This is a genomic window from Parafrankia sp. EAN1pec (assembly GCF_000018005.1).
GTDB lineage: Bacteria > Actinomycetota > Actinomycetes > Frankiales > Frankiaceae > Parafrankia > Parafrankia soli.
In genome coordinates, this window is record NC_009921.1 from 674,390 (window position 1) to 695,743 (window position 21,354).

Consider the following 21,354-nt stretch of genomic DNA (forward strand, 5'->3'; position numbering starts at 1 on the left):
CACGCAGCAGGCACTCGACATCCATTAAGGACGAAACCGATGAAAGAGCAGCGCCGGGGCCGCAAGATCGCCATGAGCCGGGACGAGATCGATGCGTTCCTCACCGAGGAGCGAACCTGCCGGGTGGCGACGTCCAGCCCGAGCGGACCACATCTGACTCCGCTGTGGTTCGTGTGGGACGGCGCCGCGCTGTGGCTCAACTCGGTCGTGAAGAGCCAGCGCTGGACCGACATCGCCCGCGACCCGCGAGTGGCCGTGCTCATCGATGGCGGCCACGCCTTCAACGAGCTACACGGGGTCGAGCTCCGCGGGAAGCTCGAAAGCGTCGGAGAAGCTCCCCGGACCGGCACCCCCGACCCGGACCTCGAAACACCGGAAAAGCTCTTCGCCCAGAAATACACCGGCCGCGACGAAATGCACTACGACGGCCGCCACGCCTGGCTGCGCCTCACCCCGGAGAAAATCACCAGCTGGGACTTCCGAAAAATGTGAGAACCCCCGGCACGGCCGGGACCGGACCACAGATATCTGACCGGATACGCCTGTCAGGCCAGCACCCACGGAGGAGGGTCATGAACGTCGACGACTTGATTCTGGTGAGCATCGACGACCACGTGGTCGAACCAGCGGACATGTTCAAGAACCACCTGCCGGCGAACCTGGCCGACCAGGCGCCGCACGTCGAGACCGACGAGTCCGGCGTGGACCGGTGGATCTACCAGGGCCGGGTCACCGGGGTCAGCGGCCTCAACGCCGTGATCACCTGGCCGCCGGAGGAATGGGCCAAGGACCCGGCCGGCTTCGCCGAGATGCGCCCCGCCGTCTACGACATCCACGACCGGGTCCGGGACATGGACCGTAACGGGATCCTGGCGTCGATGTGCTTCCCGACGTTCGCCGGGTTCAGCGCCGGGCATCTCAACCATTTCAAGGATCCCCTCACCGTCATAATGATCCAGGCGTACAACGACTGGCACATCGACGAGTGGGCCGGCACCTACCCGGGCCGGTTCATCCCGCTGGCGCTGCTCCCGACCTGGGACCCGCAGCTGATGGTGAACGAGATCCGCCGGGTGGCGGCGAAGGGCTGCCGGGCGGTCACCATGCCCGAGCTGCCGCACCTCGAGGGCCTGCCCAGCTACCACAACCTCGACTTCTGGGCTCCGGTGTTCGAGGCGCTGTCCGACACCGGGATGGTGATGTGCCTGCACATCGGAACCGGGTTCGGCGCGCTCAAGCTCGCCCCGGACGCGCCGATCGACAACCTGATCATCCTGGCGTGCCAGATCTCCTCGCTGGCCGTGCAGGACCTGTTGTGGGGCCCGGCGATGCGGACCTACCCGGACCTGAAGTTCGCCTTCTCCGAGGGCGGCATCGGCTGGATCCCGTTCTACCTGGACCGCTGCGACCGGCACTACACCAACCAGCGCTGGCTGCGCCGCGACTTCGGCGGCAAGCTGCCCAGCGAGGTGTTCCGCGACCACTCACTCGCCTGCTACGTCACCGACCCGACGTCGCTGAAGCTGCGCCGTGAGATCGGGATCGACATCATCGCCTGGGAGTGCGACTACCCGCACGCCGACTCGATCTGGCCCGAGGCGCCGGAGTTCGTGCTCAACGAGCTGAACAACGCCGGTGCGACCGACGAGGAGATCGACAAGATCACCTGGCGGAACGCCTGCCGGTTCTTCAACTGGGACCCGTTCTCCGAGATCCCCAAGGAGCGCGCGACCGTCGGCGCCCGTCGCGCGATCGCGACCGACGTCGACACCACCATCCGCTCCCGCAAGGAATGGGCCCGCCTCTACGCGCAGCGACAGACCACCTGATCCACCGCCACGCGGCCGGCGAGACAACGAGGAGCCGCGCCATCCGCCCGAGCGGTGCTTCCCGCCGAATCCGGGTTCTGCGAAGAGAGGCCCGTCATCCGTGACAGAAGACCTGTACTGGGACCCGTTCGACCGGGAGTTCCATGTCGACCCGCATCCGGTCTGGCACCGGATGCGGGACGAGGCACCCGTGTACCGCAACGAGAAAATGGACTTCTACGCATTGTCCCGGTTCGCGGACGTCGACGCCGCCCATCTGGACACCGCCACGTACAGCTCGGCGTACGGCACGGTTCTCGAACTCATGTCGCCCGAGCCGCTAAAGACCGGGCAGATAATCTTCATGGATCCGCCGATCCACACGACGCTGCGGGTGCTGGTCTCGAGGGCGTTCACGCCGCGTCGGGTCGGCGGGCTCGAGGGCCACATCCGGCAGATCTGCGCGGAGCTGCTGGACCGGCAGGTCGGCGGTGGCGGGTTCGACTACATCCAGGACTTCGCCGCACTGCTCCCGTCGATGGTGATCTCCCAGCTGATCGGGGTGGACCCGGCCGACCGTGAGGAGATCCGCCACACGATCGACCAGACCTTCCACCTTGATCCGGAGAAGGGGATGGTCAACGACATCTCGATGGCGGCGTCTGCCAAGTTCCACGCCTACCTGTCCGAACAGCTGGAAGCGCGACGGGCTGCGCCCAGGGACGACATGATGACGGCACTCGTGCAGGCGGAGATCGCCACCGACGGGGGGACCCGTCAGCTCACCACCTCCGAGGCCGCCGACTTCACCGCGCTGCTCGTGGCCGCCGGCACCGAGACCGTGGCGCGACTGCTCGGCTGGGCGTGTGATGCGCTCGAGGCGCACCCCGACCAGCGGGCGGAGCTGGCCGTGGACCCGTCGCTGCTGGGGAACGCGGTCGAGGAGACGCTGCGCTACGAGTCGCCGTCCCCCGTCCAGGGCCGCGTCACCACCCGGGACGTCGAACTCCACGGCACCACCATCCCGGCCCGGTCGAAGATCATCCTCCTGACCGCGTCCGCCGGGCGTGACGGGCGCAGGTATGACGACCCTGACCGCTTCGACATCAGGCGGCGGGTCGACAGCCACGTCGCGTTCGGCCGCGGGGCGCACTTCTGCCTCGGCGCGGCGCTCGCCCGGATGGAGGGGCGTATCGCGCTGGAGGAGACCCTGCGCCGCTTCCCGACCTGGGAGGTCGACCGTGACAATGCGGCACGGCTGCACACCAGCACCGTCCGCGGCTACGAGAAGCTCCCGATCGTCGTATAGGCCCGTACAGATTCATCCCTACCGATCATTCGACCTACCGATCATCCGATGCCATGAAGGCGCGGCCGGCACGTGGCCAGCCCGCTGAGGGAGTCCTGTGAGATACCGCAGATTCGGAACAACCGGTGTCGAGGTAAGCACCCAGTGTCTGGGCACGATGAACTTCGGCCGGCTGGGTAACGTCGATCCCGACGACAGCGTGCGGGTCGTCAACCGCGCGCTGGACGGCGGAATCAACTTCATCGACACGGCCGACGTGTACTCCCACGGCGAGAGCGAGGAGATCATCGGACGGGCGGTGAAATCCCGCCGGGATGACGTGGTGCTGGCGACCAAGTGCTTCTTCCCCATGGGCGGCCAGCTTCAGCGGGGTTCCTCACGTCGATGGATCATGCAGGCTGTCGAGGGCAGCCTGCGCCGGCTGGGCACCGATCGCATCGACCTGTACCAGATACACAAGCTCGACTGGAACACCGATCTGGAGGAGACCCTCGGTGCCCTGACCGACCTCGTGCGGCAGGGCAAGGTCCTCTACCTGGGCTCGTCGTCGTTCCCGGCGGACTGGATCGTCGAGGCCCAGTGGACGGCGGCCCGGCGCGGCGGTGAACGGTTCGTCTGCGAGCAGCCGCAGTACTCGGTCTTCGCCCGGTCGGTGGAGCAGGCGGTCCTGCCCGCCTGCCAGCGGCATCGGATGGCGGTCATCCCCTGGAGCCCACTCGCCGGCGGCTGGCTGACCGGCAAGTACCAGCGCGGCCAGGAACCGCCGACCGGCTCACGCTACGACCCGGACAGCCCCTTCATGCAGGGAACCGTCAGCTCGGCCGCCGAGCGCTCCTCCCCTGTCCGGTTCGACGCCGTCGACGCCCTGCGCGGCGTCGCCGACCAGGCGGGCATCACCCTGACCGAGCTGGCCATGGCCTTCGTCGCCAACCACCCCGCCATCACCTCGACGATCATCGGGCCGCGCACCATGAAGCACCTCGAGGACGCGCTGAACGCGGCGGACGTCGACCTCGACGAGGACGTCCTCGACGCCATCGACAAGATCGTGCCTCCCGGCACCGACATGCCCGGGATCGACCACTTCACCCAGCACCCGGCCCTCCTGCCCGCCGCCCGCCGACGCACGTGAAGGCCGCACGCCCCAAAGCGGGAGAGATCACCGTCGTCGACCTCGACGAGCCACCGGGAGTCGGGGACGAGGTCATCCGGATCGCGGCAGCGAGCATCTGCAGCTCGGACCTGATGTACATGCGGTTCGGGCTGGAACGGGTCATCGGACATGAGCTGGCCGGCGTCCGCGCGGACGGAACCGGGGCCGTCGTGGAGGCGCTCTACGGGTGCATGGAATGCGACCTGTGTCTGGACGGCCGGTACAACCTGTGCCCCACCCACATCCATCGGGCACTGGGCTCCAGCGCGGACGGCGGGATGGCCGAGCAGTTCCGCGTCCCCTCGCAGCGGCTCGTCGCGCTGCCGCCCGGTCTCGATATCCGCGACGCCTCGCTCGTCGAGCCCGCGTCGGTCTCCTGGCACGCCCTCCGGCTGGCCGGCACCGGTCCGGACACCCGGCTGGCTGTCGTGGGGGCCGGTGCACTCGGCCTGCTCGCCGCCGCCGGCGCGCGCCGTCAGGGTGCTCCCGAGGTGGACCTCGAGGCACGCCATCCGCACCAGGTCGAAGCCGGCGAGCGCCTCGGGGCCAAGGTCGGGACCACGGGCCTGTACGACGTGGTCGTGGAGGCCGCGGGAACGTCGGCCAGCCTCGCCCGCGCCGTCGACCTCGTGGCGCCGGGCGGGACGGTGGTCGTCGTCGGCTTCCACATGGGCACGGTGGAAGTCAACTGGTCTCCGCTGTTCCACCGTGAGGCCCGGCTCATCCCCTCGATGAGCTACTGCCGGCACGCGAACGGGCGCGAGATGGAGGACGCGGCGGCCATGCTCGCCGACAACCCGGAGATCGCCCGCACGCTGATCACCCATCGGTTCCCGCTTGAGGACGCTGTCGAGGCGTTCCGGGTAGCCGCCGACCGCAAGGCCGGAGCGCTGCGGGTGGTGGTCGAACCATGACCTCCGTGGGCATCGTGACGGGCGCCGGCCCTACAGGGGCGTGACCGCACCACCGGCGACGAAGCCGCCAAGGGATATGGCCGTCTCACTCTGAGCGCCAACCCCTCACGGGAGGTCAACACCGGCCCGCCGACTGCTTGATCGAAGACCGTGGGCCTTGACGTTCGTCTATGCAAAGCCTTGACGCACGTCTAGGCTAAGTCACGCTCAGGTTGGAAGTGTCATGTCGGCGTCCGGTCCCGGCGCGCCGACCTGGTGATCAAAACTGTCGGCTCTTCCTGGTGGTGACGGCCGCGCCAGGCCGTGAGCCGCCCGGCCCACGAGGATCAATCGATGTTCGGACGGCCCCGCTCCGGGGGAACCCGGATGCCTCCCAGGTCTGAAGGCCGGAGCGTCCTCCGGAGGTTCCGGTGACGCCTGCCTTAGGAGGCGCACGTCTACTCGACAGGCTCGGGCGGATCTCGACCGATCTGAGTGTCTCGCTGACCGACCCGGGCCGGCTCACCGGCGGTGAGCCGACGCTGCGTGCCAGCCTGCCGAAGCTGGTCGGCCGGCCTGGACCGGGTGAACGTCTCCCTCGACACGACCTCGCCGGACCGGTTCCGTGCGATCACCGCACCGGAGATCCCTGCCTCCCTGCGCGCCGAGTTCACGCTCACGCCGCTGGCCGGCCGGGGCAGCGCGCCGGCCGAGCTGTTCGAGGTGGACGGTGGCCCGGGCCCGGGCCCGGGCCCGGGTCGGTCGGCCCGACCGGCCGATGTCGGCGATCGGTGGCTGAGCTGGTGAACCGGTGCCAGAACCAGGAGGGTGACGATGACGGAGATATCGGTTACCGACACGAGGACGGTCCGCAGCTTCTGCCGGATCTGCACGTCCGTGTGCGGCATCCTCGTCGAGACGGCTGGTGACAAGGTAGTTCGGGTACGGGGCGACCGTGACCACCCACTGTCGCGGGGATACACCTGTCCGAAGGGCCGGTCACTCCCGCAGATGCACCATCATCCGGATCGCATCGAGCGTCCGCTGATGAAGGTCGACGGGGAGCTGCGGCCGACGACGTGGGAGGAGTGCCTGGACGATCTCGGCGCCCGGCTGCGAAACATCATCGAGCGGTACGGGCCCGAGTCGGTCGGTGTCTTTTTCGGGAGCGGCATCGGCATGGACGCCGCCGGTTACCGGATGGCGCAGGCCCTGCACGCCGCGATCGGCACGCCGGCGAAGTTCAGTCCCATGACCATCGACGGAACGGCCAAGGTGCTGACCGCGGATCTGGTGGGCGGTTCACCGGCTCTCAGCGGCCGGCCCGACTACGACAACGCCTCGTTCGTCCTCTTCGTCGGCAGCAACCCGGTGGTGTCCCACGGGCACACCGTCGCGATGCCGAACCCCACGGGCACCTTACGGGCGCTGCGGGAGCGGGCGGAGGTGTGGGTCATCGACCCCCGTCACACCGAGACCGCCCGCCTGGCCGGCCACCATCTCGCGCCGCGTCCCGGCACCGACTACGCGGTCCTCGCCTACCTTGTCCGTGAGATCCTCCGCGACGGCGCCGACCGCGAGATGCTCTCCCGTCACACCCAGGGTGGCGAGATCCTGGCTGCCGCCGTTGAGCCGTTCACTCTGGAGCACGCCGCCCGAATCGCCGATGTCTCCGCCGACGAGCTGGCCGCGCTCCTCGCCGGCGTGCGACGAGCGGGGCGCGTCGCGATCGAAACCGGAACCGGCGTCACCATGGCGTCCAGCGCGAACGTCACGCAGTGGCTCGCCTGGTCACTAATGATTATCACTGGGTCGATGAACCAGCCCGGCGGCGCATGGTTCCACCCCGGCTTCAAAAACCAGCTGGAGGCCTTCAAGCTGCCGATCTCGCCGCCCGAAGGCTCGTTCGGGCCGGGCCCGCGCAGCCGTCCGGAGACACAGTCCTTTCTCGGCGAGTGGCCCTGTGCCGTTCTGGCCGACGAGATCCGCGCGGGCAACATCCGGGCGGTCCTCAATCTCGGCGGCCATCTCGTCGCGGCCTTCCCCGACACCGAGACGCTGGTTCCCGCGCTGCGGGACCTGGAGCTGTTCGCCACCATCGAGATCATCGGCAACGAGACGACGGCCCTGTCCACCCACGTCCTGCCGACCAAGGACCAGCTGGAGCGGGCCGACGTGAGCCTGTGGGACTTCCTGATACAGCGCGTCGCCGTCCAGCACACCCCTGCCGTCGTCGAACCGGTCGGGGACCGGCGTTCCGTGTGGTGGGTGCTCGCGGAACTCGGACAGCGCCTCGGTTACCAGCTCGCCGACAGCAGATCCGGGCAGGTCACCGACGACACCCTGCTCGCCGAGATCACCGCCCACGCCCGGCGCCCGTTCGGTGAGGTCGTCTCCGAAGGCTGGGTCGAGGTACCCCGCGAGATTCCCGCGCCGTGGGTGGACGGGCACGTCGAGCGGATGGGGGGATGGCGCCTCGCTCCCCGGCTGCTCGTCGACCAGCTGGCCGCGCTCCAGCCTCCCGCCCCGCTCGTCCTCACACCACGACGCCAGAAGCGCCATCTGAACTCCCAGTTCGACTACCTCGGAGAACAGCCCGAGATCATCCTGCATCCCGACGACGCGGCAGCGGCCGGCGTGGTCGACAGTCAGCCGGTGACCGTCCGCTCGACCAGCGGCGAGATCACCGGGATCGCGAAGGTCGACGGCACCATCCGCCGTGGAGCGGTCTCGATACCCCACGGCCACCAGTCGGCGAACGTCAACCGGCTGACGGACAAGAGCCAGGTCGACATCGTCACCGGCATGGTCCGCTACTGCGGCATCCCGGTGAGCGTCCACCCGGCATAGGAGGTCCGTGCGCGGCCTCGCGCTCGGGTAATGGAATTCGGACAGCGGCCGCACGAGTCCGGCCGCTGTCCGCCATGGGCGAGATGATCCCGCCGGGAGGAAAGGTGGTGTTTTTCGCGCCTGCAAAGGCTGCCCACGCTCGGCGCGGCCATGCGAACCGCGGACGCCAATGTGCCCTCAGATGTGCCCTCAGACCTGGGTGCGGATGGCGCGTAGGCCCAGCATGCGGCGCGCCGTGTTCAACAGTTGGCGCCGAAGGACGTCCTTGTCGAGGTCGGCCAGCCGCGGATCCGTCGTCGCGGCCATCAGACCGCCGCTGACCATCACAGTGGTCACGAGCGCCTCGACATCCGGGTCCGGGCCGGCCAGGATCCGGTCCAGCCTGGCCACGAGATCCCGCAGAATCGGGTCCTCCCGGGTCAGGCGGCTCACGGCGGGATCAGCCCACACGACCGCGTTCAGCCGGCTGTTATTGATGATCATATCCACCACGCCCGTCAGCGCGGTGGACAACTGATCAGCCGGCCGGCGGCGGGCCTCAGCTGCCTCGGTCACCCTCCGCATCTCCTCGAGAGCCGGAGCGACCACCGCCCGGAGCAACTCCTCCTTGGCGTTGAACTGGAAGTAGACGGCTGCCTTGGTCACACCCAGCTCATCAGCGATCATCTGAATCGACGTACCGCTGACGCCGTTCCGGGCGAACAGTTCCAACGCAACGGCCAGCACTCGCTCCCGCGCCGCCCCCGCCCGCCGTTGAACTGTCACGAAACCGCCACACCCCGCCAATCAGGTATCACGAGGCTGATGATCAGCCCAACCGATGAAAGCCTATCTTCCACCCGCCAGCTCGGCCGGTAGGGCGACAGCCTGGCACGGGGTGGTCACGTCACCATTTTCACCCATTCACTCTCACGCGACCTTGCGAGAGACGGATTCGGCCGCGCGGAACGTCGACCGAACTGACGGCGTGCTCCGACGATGACTGCTCAGAGCACGCCCCCGCTCAGGACATCCGCCGGGACCAGCGCGGCTGTCGCCCGCGTTCGCCGGGCTGGCCCGCGCTGGCTGCCCACCATCGCCCCAGGGGGCCCGGAATGCCGTGACTCATCCCGGTACAACAGCCCCGTACGGGTTCAGGAAAGCTTGATCCAGTAGTTGCCGCACACCCGAAGGTAGGGAACGTTCTTGACGACCTGGCGAACTCGGCCGAGCCAGATCTCGGTCGTTGTCACCGTCTTGTAGAGCGCCGAGATAGGCGCTGAACCCGTTACGAGGACTCCGTTGGCGTTGTACAGGCCACGGTAAACGCCGTCGAACCAGAAGTTGACGTATGTCACACCGCCGGAGAGGACTCCGCGGAACTGCGCGGAGTGCCGGCGGTCAACTCCCAGATAGGAGGCGGCAGAGGAAACCGGCAACTGACGATCCGAACAGGTGGCTGCATGGGCGGTCCCCTGCCCGAAACCGATAACCGCCACCATCATGACGATAGCGAGAGCCGCTGCGACCAGATTTCTGGGCAGCATTCGAAGAGATACCATGGATTTGCCCCCTGACTGCGCGCCTCTCCGAGACACGCCCCCCCGCGGGCCCTTCGGCCCAGCCAGCGGATTATAGCCATCGATGTCCCTCAAGGCCGGATCCGGTGGGTGTGTCCGTTGTCGGGTCCGACCGGGGGTCCGTGTCGCGGCTCAGGAGCCGGGCGGGCTTGTCCGTTCGAAGCGCGCGAAGATCCCGGCGCTGATGGAACCGCCCTCGGGGACGTCGAAGGTGGAGACTCGCCTTCTCCGTGACCCTTGGCCCAGCAGGAAACCGGTGATCGTCACCCGGTACTCGACGTCGTCGACGTACACCAGGTCGTTCTCGTGGACCTTCGGGAGCTGGACCACGTCGTTCGGGTGCGCGCCCTGGTTCGGTGTCTCCTCTTCTCCGAGGTCGCTGCTGTTCCGGGACGTCGCCCGGTCGGAGGCGGGCGCGGCCACGCTGTACGCGGTCACCGACGACCAGCCCGCGCGCAGCACCCGGTGGCGCGAGTTCATCGCCCCGCAGGGCTACGGCGACGAGCTGCGGGCCGCCTTCCGCCTCGGTGGAACGACCTGGGGTGTCGTCGACCTGATGCGCGATCGCAGCCGGGCGCCGTTCACGCCCGCGGAGGTCGAGCTCGTCCGCGCGATCGCACCGGCCGTCGGAGCCGCGTTGCGGGCGCTCGCCACCCGCGAGGCGGCCATGAAGCTCCAGTCGCCTCGCGGACGGCGGCCCAGGGACCGCGCTGTACGACGACGCGGGCACGTTGCTCTCCCTCGACGGGCAGGCGGAACTGCTGTTCGCCGAGCACTACGGCCCCGTCATCCACGCTCCCGATGCCCCGGTTGCCCACGTTGAGTACTGACCCGGTCACGCAAGCGTACCATTTTTCGTATAGCTACCATGCCGGGTTCTGTCGTGAGGAGGGATTCGCGCGGCTGAAATGCTGCGGCGGGCTTCTTCGGGATCATCCGCGCAGGCGATCCCCGATCGCACCGGCACTTCGTCGCTCGCGGTCGCTCGCGGCCGGGGTCGATCAATCGTCAGACGTTACCGTGGCTAGGACAGTCATCCCGGCGTCCGTTCGCCTCGCCGGCGCGTCGACCGCATCCGTGGACATGACCCCATCTGCATCTTTGGAATATTGCTGATCATCAAGGCTGGAGCCGCCGTGAAATAGCCTAACTTTTCACGCTGCTTGATCATGGGTGCTGCTGGCGTGAAACGCCGACGGTGATCGGTCGTCGGCAGGCGCCGGGAGGAAAGCCACGTCACAAGTCCACTGTCGGATGATCGGAGAACCTGAACCCCCAACGCATATAACGTGTGCTGGCTACTTTGAGAAGGCGGGTGTCAGTGCAGGTCGATGTCCAGAGTCAGGGCTGCTCGCCGGGGCCTGTTCCCGACCGGTTCCTCACGTCGAGCGAACAGATCCTGGCCGCCTCCGATCGGCCAGATGCGCCGCTGACCTGCGGTTTTCTCGTGCAGTTCGAAGGCGAGCTGGATGCGGCGCGGCTCCGGTGTGCCGTGCGTGAGGCGAGTCGCCGGCATCCCATGATGCGGGCGGCCCTCTACGGCGCGCGCCAGTATGCGTGGCGGTTCGGCACCGAACCGCCGGCAGGCTCCGTCGGGCTGGTCGAAGACGGAAGTAGCGGCTGGGACGTCCACGAGATGATGGTGTCGGGCCGTTTCGACCTGCATGCCCATCCACCGCTGCGGATCGCGTTGGTCCGTGGACCGGACGGCGACCAGCTTTCCCTCGTCGCGCACCACCTCGCGGTCGACGGCATGGGTCTTACCACGATTTTGTCCGACATCATCGCCGAGTACCGGCTGGCGGAAGTGGCCACGGTCACCGCGGGGCCTGTCGACACCCATGTCGGGCTGCCCGCCGGGGTGCCGCCGGCCGCGAAGGCGGCCGTGGCCGGCTGGACCGCCTTCACCCGACGCTCCGGCCGACACATCACGCCCATGGGGACCGGGCGGGACACCGGTTACGGCTATCAGCCGTTGACCCTGCCGGTGCCCGGCCGAGTGCTGCTCGGCTCCGGGCGGCGAATCACCGTGAATGATCTTCTGATGGCCGCGACCCACCTCACCATCGACCGGTGGAATCGTCAACGCGGCGGGGAATCCGGAAAGCTGCGCATCAGGATGCCGATCAGTCTGGGAAACGCGGCCGAGGTGGGTGGCAACAACACCGGTCAGGCGTTGGTGGTCACCGAACCGACGGACCGGGCGGATCTGGCGAGGCTGGCCGCCCGCGTCGTGGACCAGACGGAACGCGCGAAGCAGGCGGCGACCGCCCCTCCCATCGCGGGTGTGGCGGGCAAGGTCGGTATGGTCGCGACCGAGTTGACTCCCGGCCCATGGCGAGTCCCGTTGCTGCGGTGGGGGGTGCGGGCGGCGCGCCCGCTCATCACGCCCGCTGCCGCCGTCAGTAACATCGGCTCGCTTTCCAGCCTGGCCTCCGACGAGCCGAAGATATCCTCGGTCTATTTCACCGCTACCGTCGGCATGCCCCAGGGGCTGCTTATCTGCGTGGCCGGTTACGGTAACAACATCCACGTTACTTTCGGGTATCACCGGCACCTCTTCGGGCGCGAAGCCGCCTCGGCATTCGCGAATCTTTTCCGGACGGCCTTCGGTGAGCTGACCCGCATCGGGTCGGCCATGTAAGACGAGAGCTGCATCGACCACGCGGCGGAATCTGCACCCCGCGGTGTGCGTGCGGGGCAGCTCTGGATCGGGGGGACGGAGGGCAGGTTCTGGCGTTGCGCCGACCTGGATGGATCGGGGTTGAGCCCACTGGCATGGTGGCCGGCCTGAGGTGCCCGGCTGGTCCGCGTTGGCCTACGTACGGCGATATGGCGTGGGTGGGGTCCTACTGACTCTGTGCCGGGGGTGTTACCTGACGCGAGGACGTCTCCCCGCGGCTGATCATGGCCTTGCTTTCAGTGATGACCTCCGTGGCGTGCCGCTCGATGGCCTCCGCGTCCAGCCCAAGCGCCTTGCCGATGTGCACCGACCACACCTCGGAGCGGAGATTGGTCTCGAAGTCGAGATCAGCCCGGATGTCCTCCCTCGCGGCCTGCCGGTTCTGGCTGATCATCACGAACGTCGACAGGAAGATCGCTTCGAGGCTGACGATCATCGTGAGCAGGCCGAACGGGTAGGGGTCGAAGACGGCCGCGTCCCCGAACGCCCCCTTGTTCAGGAGGATCCAGATCGTGAACCACGCGGCGTGCAGGTAGACGAAGGGCATTGACCCGGCGAATGCCGTGATCGCGTCCGAGACCCTGTCCTGGGACGTCCGCGCCCGAGCGGCCAGGGCCCGCTCGTTGCGGACCCGGGGATGTGGGCGCAGCCGAGGATGCGGCGGCTGCGGGGAAGCCGTGGGCCGGGGAGCTGCGGGCTGGTCAGGATGGGTGCTCACGCCCCAATCCTGCGCCTGCGGTGCCGCTGCCCTCGGCGTCTCATCTCCGAGGACTGTCCGGACGGCACGAACTCATCGGTGTGCGCCCTCGGCCGGGATGTTCCTGTCCGACCTCGGTTCTCGCCGAGGTACCCGGTCCAAGGTCCTATGGCCTGAATTCCGGAAGGCGGCCGTGGCGTCCATCCCTGGTGTCTAAGGGGCGAAGTGGAAGTTCTACGACTCGTAGTAGATGAGGCCGGGGGCGGAGACGTGGCGTACACCCTCGGGGACGAACTGACGATGCGTCGATGGGCATGGCGGCTGGTGCCGCCGGCGGTTGCGCTGGTGGTCGGCCCGGGAGCGAGCGGGTGCTCGATCGGTGCCGACGCGGCGGACGGCTCGGCGGAGGGCCGCTGGGCGGTGCGGTCGGCCGACGGCCCGCCGTGCCGGGCCGAGACACCGGCCCTGGTCATGCTTGCGGGGAGGTATCCGCAGGTCGCCTTCGTCGGCGTGAACGAGAAGGAGCCGGCCACCGTGGCACGGGGCTTCGTGCGCCACAACGAGGTCGCCTACCCCAACATCATCGACCGCGACGGCACACTGGCCGCGCGCTGGCCGGGGGTGCCCGGCCTGCCCACGACGTTCGTGCTCGACGCCAGGGGACGGATCGCCACCCGTGTCGTCGGCGGAGTGACCGCCGAGTCCCTGGGCGGTCTCCTCGATCGGCTGGCTGTCGAGAGGTAGCCGCGCCCTGGGTGTCCGGCGGTCAGAGCCTGTGCCTGGTGCCGCACCACTGCTGCCTGCCGTCGGGACCGGGAATGACCTCGTAGCCCGTTCCCGTCGCGTTCACCTCGGCGAAGGTCAGGCAGGTGGACGGACTTCCCCGGTTGGTGCTGAGGTCGAGGCCACCGGGCATGAGCCCGGCCGCATCGTAATCTGTGACAGACCGGAGCCTCGAGTGGAACCCGGCCCTGGTCGGGCATGGGCCCGCGACGGCCAGGCCGCGCAGCAGCATGTCTGCCGCCACGTAGGAGTTGAGGACCGTGACCTGGTCCGGATCCGAGGTCTGCGATGCGTATCGAACATCGTCTCGCGGAAACGCGCCAGGTCGGGAGAGCCCCCGAGGCGGCCGTCGTGAGCTCGGCGACGGCGAAGACGCCGTCGTGCTCCACGAGCCTGCGTGCGACGGCCTCGTTCGTCGCAGGGTTACCTCCGTCGTCGGCCCAGACGATCTTGATCATGCGGCCGTGCACGCCGCCGGCAGCGTTCGCCAGAGCGACGCGAGCCTCGAATCCACTGCGGGCGGCCATGAACACCGAGCTCAGCGGGCCGGTGTCGGGATAGATCAGACCGATTCGCACCTGACTGTCGGTGACTCCCGGAGTCGTGCAGGGCGCGGAGGCGGCGTCCGGGGCGCGACCGGAGTCGCATCCGGCGCCCGCCAGCAGCAGGACCGCCGCCGTTGTCGCCGCGGCGGCGCGACGGTGCCGTCGGCGGGCGGCAGACGGCCGGCTCACGTGCCTAAAATCTCTAACCGCACCGAGCACGGCCGCCTGGAGACCTGGAACCCAGGCATACCGCCAGGCTGATCATTACCTGCGGGACGCTGATCACAACCGAAAACGGTCGTGCCCGAAATTGTTCTACACCGCATAGTGCCAGTTCCTTTCTGAATCAACGGACTTGACTCAGACCAGGCCCGGCATCGGCCCCCGCGGCGGGCGAGCTATGTGTCGCTGTCGGTCCGCTCCGGCCCTTGCTCGACCAGGTCTTCGATCTGTCGTCTGATGAAATCGTCGACAACTTCGCTGTCGGACTCGACGCCCAGCTCCGCGTCGATCGCCATGATCTGGGTGATGCCGATCATGACCAGTCGGGCCACCAACGGCGGGCAACGCTCCGGCGGGACACCGAGGTCCGCCAGGGCGGCCGTGAATGCCGCGAGCTGTACCTCGCGGTAGCTCCGGTAGTACTCGGTTAGGACTACCCGGATCGCCTTGCGGTGGTTGGCCAGCGCCATGAACTCGAGATTGAACCTGGGCGTCGTCATGCCCGTGTCGCGTAGGTCCCACAGCTGCCGCAGCGTGGGCCGGCTCTGGAGCGCAGCTCGGAAGAGCTCCAGGCCGACGTCCGCGCGGCGGCGGAAGACCTCCAGAAAAAGATCGTCCATTGTGCGGAAGTAATAGTGCACCAGCTGGGGTGTGAGCCCAGCCCGGGCGCCGACGCGACGTGAGGTGACCGCGGCGTAGCCCTCCTCCAGCATCAGTTGCTCCGCCGCGTCGAGCAGCTGGTCGCGGGTGCTCGACGTAGCCGAACCAGCTTGGCGTTGGCTGACCATCTCCCTGTCATATCCCACCCGGGGCCACTGGTCGCGACCATGTCGATACCGGACGCCCCGCCGGTGACGACGGCGACGCGGGTCATCGAGCCGACTCGACGGGTGTGAACTCCAGGTGCAGGTTGGTCAGGCCGCGCAGGATCCAGGTCGGTTCGTAGTCGAAGCGGCGGGCGTCCGGCGGGCCGTGGTGCTCCTCGGAGATCCGGATGTCCCTGGTCCGGTCGAGGATCCGCTCCAGGCTGATGCGACCTTCGACGCGGGCGAGGGGGCCGCCGGGACAGGAGTGGATTCCGCGTCCGAAGGCGATGTGCTGGCGGACGTTGCGGCGGGAGATGCGGAACTCCGCCGGGCATTCGAACTGGCGCGGGTCCCGATTGGCCGCGCCGTTGAGGAGCATGACCGGGGTGCCCGCCGGTACCTCGACGTCGCCGATGGTCGTCGTCCGTCTGGCCAGGCGGAAGTCGGCTTTCACCGGGCTTTCGACCCGCAGCGTCTCCTCGATGAGGTCCGGGATGCGCTCGCGGTGCTCCCGGATCTCCTCCTGGAGGCCCGGGTTCTCCGCGATGAACTTCAGCGCGGCGCCGAGCAGGCGCGCCGTCGTCTCCTGCCCGGCGGCGAACAGGAAGGTGGCCGCCCGCACCACGGAGGTCACCTCGGGCGTCGTCCCGTCCGGATAGGTGGCCGCCGCCATCTGGGTCAGCACGTCGTTGCGCGGCTCGTGCCGCCTGCTCTCGATGTACCGGGCGAACCAGGCGTCGAGCCAGCCGAGCGCGTTCAGCTCGCCGTCGGTCTGTTCGCCGGCGCCGATCTGGCCGGGGCTGACGGTCAGCCCGAATCCCTCGCGGAACCGCTGATGGTCGGATTCCAGAACGCCCAGGACGTCGGCCACCGCCAGCATGGAGAAGGGCTGTGCGTACGCCCGGATGAACTCGCACCGGCCGTCCGCGATGAACTCGTCGAGCTGCTGGTCGGCCAGACGCCAGATGAACGCCTCGTTCTCCTGGAGACGTTTCGGGGTGAGCATGCGCATGACCAGTGCCCGCTCGCGGGTGTGCATGGGTGGGTCCATCGTGACCATGTGCTCGTTCATCGGCAGCTGGTCGCGGTGGCGGTCGATGATGGCCCCGACCTCGTCTCCCTCCAATGGTACCGGGAATGTCGCGAACGGGCCCACGACCGAGTTGCACGACGAGAACGTGTCCACGTCTCGGTAAACTTCGTGCGCTTCGTCGTAACCGGTGACCGCCACCACTCCGAGATGCGGTAAAGGCAGCACCGGGCACACCGAGCGCAGCTCGTCGAAATAGGGGTACGGGTCCTCGGCGAGTGACTCGTCATTGAAGAAGTCGGTCGTCGTCCAGTCGGTCAACCTGCGTCCCTTCCAAAGCGTGGGAGCGGACGGAACACGGTGTATTTGGCAGTCGCTCAAACGTCTTGGGCAGATGTCTAACACACGCCGGTCGGCGGCGGCAAGGTGTGTATCCGTGGAAGGCTCGGCCCAGCGCTGAAGTCGCAGGTCCGGCGGAATGCCGGATCGGGCGGTCACCTGGGGCGAGTCGGTGCCGAGAGGAACGCGGAGCTGGGTTGTGGCGAGTTTCTGGTACACCGGGTAGGTGTTCAGCAGCTTGCCGTGACTGTCGATGGTGCGCGCCCGGCCGGCCTCCATGACGATGAGCCGGCGGGCGTCGACGACCGTCGGCAGGCGGTGGGCACCACGATCCTCGGCGCGGTCGATTTCAGGGGAGCGGAAAGGCCGGCGGGGGCCGCCGAACAGAGTGGTTCGGGGTTCGGGGAACCGGTGCCGAGGAGAGCGCCGCGGCGGCCTGCGATCAGCGGGGGCGGACGTCCAGGGGCAGGCTGTTGACGCTGACCATCGCCCACGGGTCGCGGTGCTCGACGGGGACGTCGGCGGCGACCGCGATGTCGGAGTACCGGTCGAGCAGGATGCCCAGCGCCGTCCTCGCCTCCAGTCTCGCCAGCGGGGCGCCGAGACAGAAGTGGATGCCCTGCCCGAAGGCGATGTGCGGGTTCGGCGCGCGGCGCGGGTCGAACCGGTCGGGCTCGGCGAAGACCCGCTCGTCGCGGTTCGCCGCCGTGAGCCAGACCGTCACCACCGCGCCGGCCGGGATGACCTCATCACCCACCCGGGTGTCGGCGACGGCCCGCCGCACCAGCCGCGGGAACGGGGTCCGCAGCCGCAGGACCTCCTCGATCGTCGCCGGCAGCAGCTCCGGCTCGGCACGCAGCTCGGCCGCCGCGCCGGGATGCTCGTCCAGGGCCAGGGCGGCGTTGCCGAGGGTCGCCGTGGTCGTGATGTGCCCGGCCAGCAGCAGCAGGCCCACGAAACCGACGATCTCCTCGTCGGCCAGCCGCTGGCCGTCGACCTCGACCTGGACCAGGCGGCCGGTGAGATCGTCGCCCGGGTGGGCGCGGCAGGCCCGGATACGGTCCAGCAGGTAGGCGTTCATCTCGCGCAGCACGGGCACGGCGGCTCGGGTGTTCGCCGCGGCGAGCTCGGTCAGCGGCTGGTCCGGGTCCGCGACCTCCCGGTCGAACAGGGCGTCGGCCCAGCCCCGGAACATCGGGCGGTCGGCGGCGGGGAGGCCGAGCAGTTCGGCGATCACGATGACCGGCAGCGGGTAGGCGAGATCGTCGATCAGTTCGAGGCGGGTCCGCCCGCCGGTCGCGTCGAGCAGCTCGGTGGTCACCTCGGCGATGCGCGGGGCCAGCCCGGCGACCGTTCTCGAGGTGAACGCCCGGCTGGCCAGGCCGCGCAGCCGGTGATGCTCGGGCGGGTCGAGCCGGACGAAGTTGCCTCGCTGGAACAGCTCCATGTCCTCCTGAAAGCTGCCCTCCTGCAGGTTGTACTCCGGCATGTCCTCCGGCCGCGGTAGCAGGCCGCGCAGGTCCGAGGTGAACGAGCGGTGGTCCGCGAGGACGGCGCCCGCCTCGGGATGGCCGAGCACGTGCCAGCACCGCTGCCGGTCGTCGCGGTGGACCTGGCCGCGCCGACGCAGCTCGTCGAGCCAGCGCAGCAGATCGGGCAGCGAGCGGCGCACCGCGTTCGGCCGTGTCGTCAGCTGGGACACGCCTTTGCGGTTCCCGGGCGGCCCGCTCCGCACACCTCGGACGGCCGGCTGGTGGCCAGCGACCTGTGGGCTCCGCTCGGGGCCGCCGGTCCCGCCATCGGCGCGATCATCGCCGCGGTGCTGCACGGCGTGCCGTGTCCGCCTTACCCGGCCCGGTCGTCCGCGGCCGGGCCGGTGGGGACGTCCAGCGGTGCGGTGATCGGGTTGGTCACGGCGGTCGGGTTGAGTGCGGCCGGCAGCGACAGCACCATGGTGAGCCCGCCGCCGGGCGTCTCGTCGGGGGTGAGGGCGCCGCCCATGGCCTCGGCCAGGCCGCGGGAGAGCGCGAGGCCGAGGCCGACCCCGGTGGTGTTGTCCCGGTCGCCGAGGCGCTGGAACGGCTGGAAGACGTTGTCGCGCTGGCGCACCGGGATGCCGGGCCCGCTGTCGACGACGCGCAGCTCGACGCGGTCCCCGAGCGCGCTGGCGGTGATCACCGGCGGGGTGTCGGCAGGGGCGTACCGCAGGGCGTTGGTGACGAGGTTGACGATGACCCGCTCGAGCAGCACCGGGTCGGCCCGGACGTCCGGCAGGTCGTCGGGCACCCGCACGCCGATCCGGTTCGCGGCCGGGCCGATCTCGTCGAGCGCCGGGGGGACGATGTCGTCGAGTCCGACGGCGCGGGGGAAGACGCTCAGGGCACCGGCCTGCAGGCGGGACATGTCGAGCAGGTTCTCGACCAGGCGGGTCAGCTTGTCGAGGGACTCGTCGGCGGTGGCGAGCAGCTCGGCCTCCTCGTCGTCGGTGAGGGTGATGTCGTACCCGCGCAGGCAGCTGACCGCGGCCTTCGCCGCGGCCAGCGGGGTCCGCAGGTCGTGGCTGACGGCAGTGAGCAGCGCGGTGCGGACCTTGTCCGCCGCCGCGATCGGCGCGGCCTCGGCCGCAGCCTCGCGCAGCCGGTGCTGGTCGAGGGCGACGGCGGCCTGGGCGGCGAAGGCGGTGAGGATCCGCCGGTCGGCGGCGGGCAGCGACCGCCCGGTCAGCACCAGCCGCAGGTCCTCCCGTACCGGTATGTCGACGATCTCACTGCCGTCGCCGTCGCCGTCGGGGTCCGCCCGGCCGCCGGTCGGTCCGCCGGCGCCCGCCTGGGAGGTCCCCGGCCCGGCGCCGCTCGCGCCGTCAACGCTCGCGCCGTCGGGACCCGTGCCGGCGATGGTCGCGACCGGGCTCCATTCCACGCCGACCTGGTCGTCGTCGGTGCGTTCGAGCAACGTCACCGAGGTCATCCCGAACGTCTCCCGGGCCCGGGCGAGTAGGGCGGGCAGCGCGTCCTCGCCGCGCAGGACACTGCCGGCCAGCACGGAGAGGGTCGCGGCCTCGGCGGAGGCACGCACGGCCTGCTCGTAGCGGCGGGCGGAGGTGGACACCACCCGACTGACCAGGCTGGCGACGAGCACGAACCCGAGCAGCGCCAGCGCGTTGTCGCCGTCGGCGATGGTCCACGCGCGAACCGGCGCGGTGAAGTAGTAGTTGAGCAGCAGCGAGCTCGCGATGGCGCAGAGCAGCGCGGGCCCGAACCCGCCGACCAGCGCCACCGTGACCACGATCAGCAGGTAGGCGAGCATCTCAGTGGTCAGGTTGAACGTGCCGCGGCTCGCGGCGAGCCCGGCGGTGAGCGCCGGGACGAGCACCAGCGTGAGTCCCGCGGCGATGATCCGCCGGCGGGGTTCCAGGGCCGTCCGACCGCGGGGGAGCCGCCAGCCGGGCCAGCCAGGCCGGGCGGGCCGGTGCGCCGCCGCGTCCACACCGCCCGCCGGGGCCGGCCGGTGCCCCCACGCCTCGGGGTGGGTGACCATGTGGACGTCGATGGAGCCGGACCTGGTCGTCGTGGTCGCGCCGATACCCGGGCTGAGGATGCGGGCGAGGCGGCCGCGGCGGCTGGCGCCGAGCACCAGTTGGGTGGCGTTCTCGGCCCGGGCGAACTCGAGCAGCGCGGTGGGGACGTCGTCGCCTATAACCTGGTGGTAACTGCCGCCGAGGCTCTCCACCAGCGCCCGCTGGCGGGCCAGTGCGGACGGGTCGGCGCCGGTGAGGCCGTCGGAGCGGGCGACGTGCACCGCGAGCAGGTCGGCGCCCTTGCCACGGGCGGCGATCCGGCAGGCCCGGCGGATCAGCGTGTCCCCCTCCGGGCCGCCGGTGAGGGCGACCACGACGCGCTCGCGGGTCTCCCACGTCCCGCCGATGCCGTGGTCGGCGCGGTAGCGGTCGAGCTGGTCGTCGACCTTGCCGGCCAGCCAGAGCAGGGCGAGCTCGCGCAGCGCGGTGAGGTTGCCGACGCGGAAGTAGTTGGCCAGCGCCGCGTCCACCTTCTCGGGCCCGTAGACGTTGCCGTGCGCCATCCGGCGGCGCAGCGCCTCCGGGGCCATGTCGACGAGCTCGACCTGGTCGGCGCGGCGGACGACGTCGTCGGGCACGGTCTCGCGCTGCGGGACGCCGGTGATGGTCCCGACGACGTCGTTGAGCGACTCCAGGTGCTGGACGTTGACGGTGGAGATGACGTCGATGCCGGCCGCGAGCAGCTCCTGGACGTCGTGCCACCGCTTGGCATGGCGGCTGCCCGGGACGTTGGTGTGTGCCAGCTCGTCGACGAAGGCGACCTTGGGGCGTCGGGCGAGGACGGCGTCGAGGTCCATCTCGGTGAACGAGCCGCCCCGGTAGGTCAGCGTCCGGCGGGGGACGATCTCCAGGTCGTGGAGCATCGCGGCCGTGCGCGGGCGGCCGTGCGTCTCGACGAAGCCGATGACGACGTCGGTGCCCCGTTCGGAGCGGCGGTGGGCCTCGTCGAGCGCGGCATAGGTCTTGCCGACGCCCGGCGCGGCGCCCAGGTAGATCCGCAGGGTTCCTCGTGGCACCCACCCATGGTGCGGCCGGCGCGGGGGTCGGCGAAAGGCTCCGGCGCGGCCCCGCCCGGCGTTTCTCATGATCGCCGTTACTGT

Annotated in this window: 17 protein-coding genes and 2 pseudogenes; 9 read left to right on the forward strand and 10 right to left on the reverse strand. The window is 69.5% G+C overall.

What is annotated here, in order from left to right; translation table 11 throughout:
- The first annotated feature begins 39 nt into the window (after positions 1–39).
- The 7 genes and pseudogenes from FRANEAN1_RS02815 (at position 40) to FRANEAN1_RS02845 (ending at position 8,013) form a co-directional block, all read left to right on the forward strand.
- Entirely contained in the window at positions 40–492 is a 453-nt protein-coding gene (locus FRANEAN1_RS02815) for a pyridoxamine 5'-phosphate oxidase family protein (RefSeq protein ID WP_020458234.1), read from the forward strand.
- Between the two features lie 80 nt (positions 493–572).
- The gene (locus FRANEAN1_RS02820) at positions 573–1,829 is read left to right on the forward strand and encodes an amidohydrolase family protein (RefSeq protein ID WP_020458235.1); all 1,257 of its coding nucleotides are present in this window, start codon (positions 573–575) and stop codon (positions 1,827–1,829) included.
- Between the two features lie 100 nt (positions 1,830–1,929).
- Positions 1,930–3,117, forward strand: a complete 1,188-nt coding sequence (locus tag FRANEAN1_RS02825; protein WP_020458236.1) for a cytochrome P450 — start codon at positions 1,930–1,932, stop codon at positions 3,115–3,117.
- 97 nt (positions 3,118–3,214) lie between these two features.
- Positions 3,215–4,249 carry an aldo/keto reductase gene (locus tag FRANEAN1_RS02830; protein WP_020458237.1) on the forward strand — a complete coding sequence of 345 codons (1,035 nt, stop codon included), beginning with the start codon at positions 3,215–3,217 and terminating at the stop codon, positions 4,247–4,249.
- The gene (locus tag FRANEAN1_RS02835) at positions 4,246–5,184 is read left to right on the forward strand and encodes an alcohol dehydrogenase catalytic domain-containing protein (RefSeq protein ID WP_020458238.1); all 939 of its coding nucleotides are present in this window, start codon (positions 4,246–4,248) and stop codon (positions 5,182–5,184) included. The genes FRANEAN1_RS02830 and FRANEAN1_RS02835 overlap by 4 nt, the downstream gene beginning before the upstream one ends.
- A gap of 458 nt (positions 5,185–5,642) precedes the next feature.
- Positions 5,643–5,904 (forward strand): annotated as a pseudogene (locus FRANEAN1_RS40680) (hypothetical protein); the annotation flags it as partial.
- Positions 5,905–5,997: 93 nt separating this feature from the next.
- Positions 5,998–8,013, forward strand: a complete 2,016-nt coding sequence (locus tag FRANEAN1_RS02845; protein ID WP_020458240.1) for a molybdopterin-dependent oxidoreductase — start codon at positions 5,998–6,000, stop codon at positions 8,011–8,013.
- Positions 8,014–8,202: 189 nt separating this feature from the next.
- On the opposite strand, the gene FRANEAN1_RS02850 is transcribed toward FRANEAN1_RS02845, so the two are convergent.
- From FRANEAN1_RS02850 to FRANEAN1_RS42955, 3 genes are all read right to left on the reverse strand, one after another.
- Entirely contained in the window at positions 8,203–8,778 is a 576-nt protein-coding gene (locus tag FRANEAN1_RS02850) for a TetR/AcrR family transcriptional regulator (RefSeq protein WP_020458241.1), read from the reverse strand.
- 368 nt (positions 8,779–9,146) lie between these two features.
- The gene (locus FRANEAN1_RS02855; RefSeq protein WP_020458242.1) at positions 9,147–9,554 is read right to left on the reverse strand and encodes a hypothetical protein; all 408 of its coding nucleotides are present in this window, start codon (positions 9,552–9,554) and stop codon (positions 9,147–9,149) included.
- A 150-nt stretch (positions 9,555–9,704) separates the two neighbouring features.
- Complete coding sequence (locus FRANEAN1_RS42955) at positions 9,705–10,052, reverse strand: hypothetical protein (RefSeq protein ID WP_347176962.1); 348 nt, start codon at positions 10,050–10,052, stop codon at positions 9,705–9,707.
- A gap of 835 nt (positions 10,053–10,887) precedes the next feature.
- Between FRANEAN1_RS42955 and FRANEAN1_RS02865 the strand changes: the two genes are divergently transcribed.
- Positions 10,888–12,216, forward strand: a complete 1,329-nt coding sequence (locus tag FRANEAN1_RS02865) for a condensation domain-containing protein (protein WP_347176963.1) — start codon at positions 10,888–10,890, stop codon at positions 12,214–12,216.
- A 205-nt stretch (positions 12,217–12,421) separates the two neighbouring features.
- Here the strand turns inward: FRANEAN1_RS02865 and FRANEAN1_RS02870 are convergent, their stop codons facing one another.
- Positions 12,422–12,973: a DUF1003 domain-containing protein gene (locus FRANEAN1_RS02870; RefSeq protein WP_020458245.1), complete on the reverse strand. Its 552-nt coding sequence runs from the start codon at positions 12,971–12,973 to the stop codon at positions 12,422–12,424.
- Positions 12,974–13,222: 249 nt separating this feature from the next.
- On the opposite strand from FRANEAN1_RS02870, the gene FRANEAN1_RS36770 reads away from it, so the two are divergent.
- The gene (locus FRANEAN1_RS36770; RefSeq protein WP_049795572.1) at positions 13,223–13,696 is read left to right on the forward strand and encodes a TlpA disulfide reductase family protein; all 474 of its coding nucleotides are present in this window, start codon (positions 13,223–13,225) and stop codon (positions 13,694–13,696) included.
- Positions 13,697–13,718: 22 nt separating this feature from the next.
- Here FRANEAN1_RS36770 and FRANEAN1_RS42960 read toward each other — a convergent pair whose 3' ends face one another.
- From FRANEAN1_RS42960 to FRANEAN1_RS02905, 6 genes and pseudogenes are all read right to left on the reverse strand, one after another.
- Positions 13,719–13,979 (reverse strand): hypothetical protein, encoded by a 261-nt coding sequence (locus FRANEAN1_RS42960; protein WP_347176964.1) that lies wholly within the window; start codon positions 13,977–13,979, stop codon positions 13,719–13,721.
- Between the two features lie 148 nt (positions 13,980–14,127).
- Positions 14,128–14,262 (reverse strand): annotated as a pseudogene (locus FRANEAN1_RS42965) (ABC transporter substrate-binding protein); the annotation flags it as partial.
- 416 nt (positions 14,263–14,678) lie between these two features.
- Positions 14,679–15,290 carry a TetR/AcrR family transcriptional regulator gene (locus FRANEAN1_RS02890; RefSeq protein ID WP_020458248.1) on the reverse strand — a complete coding sequence of 204 codons (612 nt, stop codon included), beginning with the start codon at positions 15,288–15,290 and terminating at the stop codon, positions 14,679–14,681.
- Between the two features lie 82 nt (positions 15,291–15,372).
- Complete coding sequence (locus FRANEAN1_RS02895) at positions 15,373–16,659, reverse strand: cytochrome P450 (RefSeq protein WP_020458249.1); 1,287 nt, start codon at positions 16,657–16,659, stop codon at positions 15,373–15,375.
- Between the two features lie 460 nt (positions 16,660–17,119).
- Positions 17,120–18,370, reverse strand: a complete 1,251-nt coding sequence (locus tag FRANEAN1_RS02900) for a cytochrome P450 (RefSeq protein WP_041255377.1) — start codon at positions 18,368–18,370, stop codon at positions 17,120–17,122.
- Positions 18,371–18,522: 152 nt separating this feature from the next.
- On the reverse strand, positions 18,523–21,270 hold the full coding sequence (locus FRANEAN1_RS02905; RefSeq protein ID WP_041253646.1) for a sensor histidine kinase KdpD: 2,748 nt from the start codon (positions 21,268–21,270) through the stop codon (positions 18,523–18,525).
- Between the last annotated feature and the right edge of the window lie 84 nt (positions 21,271–21,354).

Excerpts from the sequence above, each read along its gene's own strand:
- FRANEAN1_RS02820 (WP_020458235.1), top strand. The coding sequence starts at position 573 with ATGAACGTCGACGACTTGATTCTGGTGAGCATCGACGACCACGTGGTC.
- FRANEAN1_RS02845 (WP_020458240.1), top strand. The coding sequence starts at position 5,998 with ATGACGGAGATATCGGTTACCGACACGAGGACGGTCCGCAGCTTCTGC.
- FRANEAN1_RS42955 (WP_347176962.1), bottom strand. The coding sequence starts at position 10,052 with ATGAACTCGCGCCACCGGGTGCTGCGCGCGGGCTGGTCGTCGGTGACC.
- FRANEAN1_RS02890 (WP_020458248.1), bottom strand. The coding sequence starts at position 15,290 with ATGGTCAGCCAACGCCAAGCTGGTTCGGCTACGTCGAGCACCCGCGAC.
- FRANEAN1_RS02815 (WP_020458234.1), top strand. The coding sequence starts at position 40 with ATGAAAGAGCAGCGCCGGGGCCGCAAGATCGCCATGAGCCGGGACGAG.
- FRANEAN1_RS02855 (WP_020458242.1), bottom strand. The coding sequence starts at position 9,554 with ATGGTATCTCTTCGAATGCTGCCCAGAAATCTGGTCGCAGCGGCTCTC.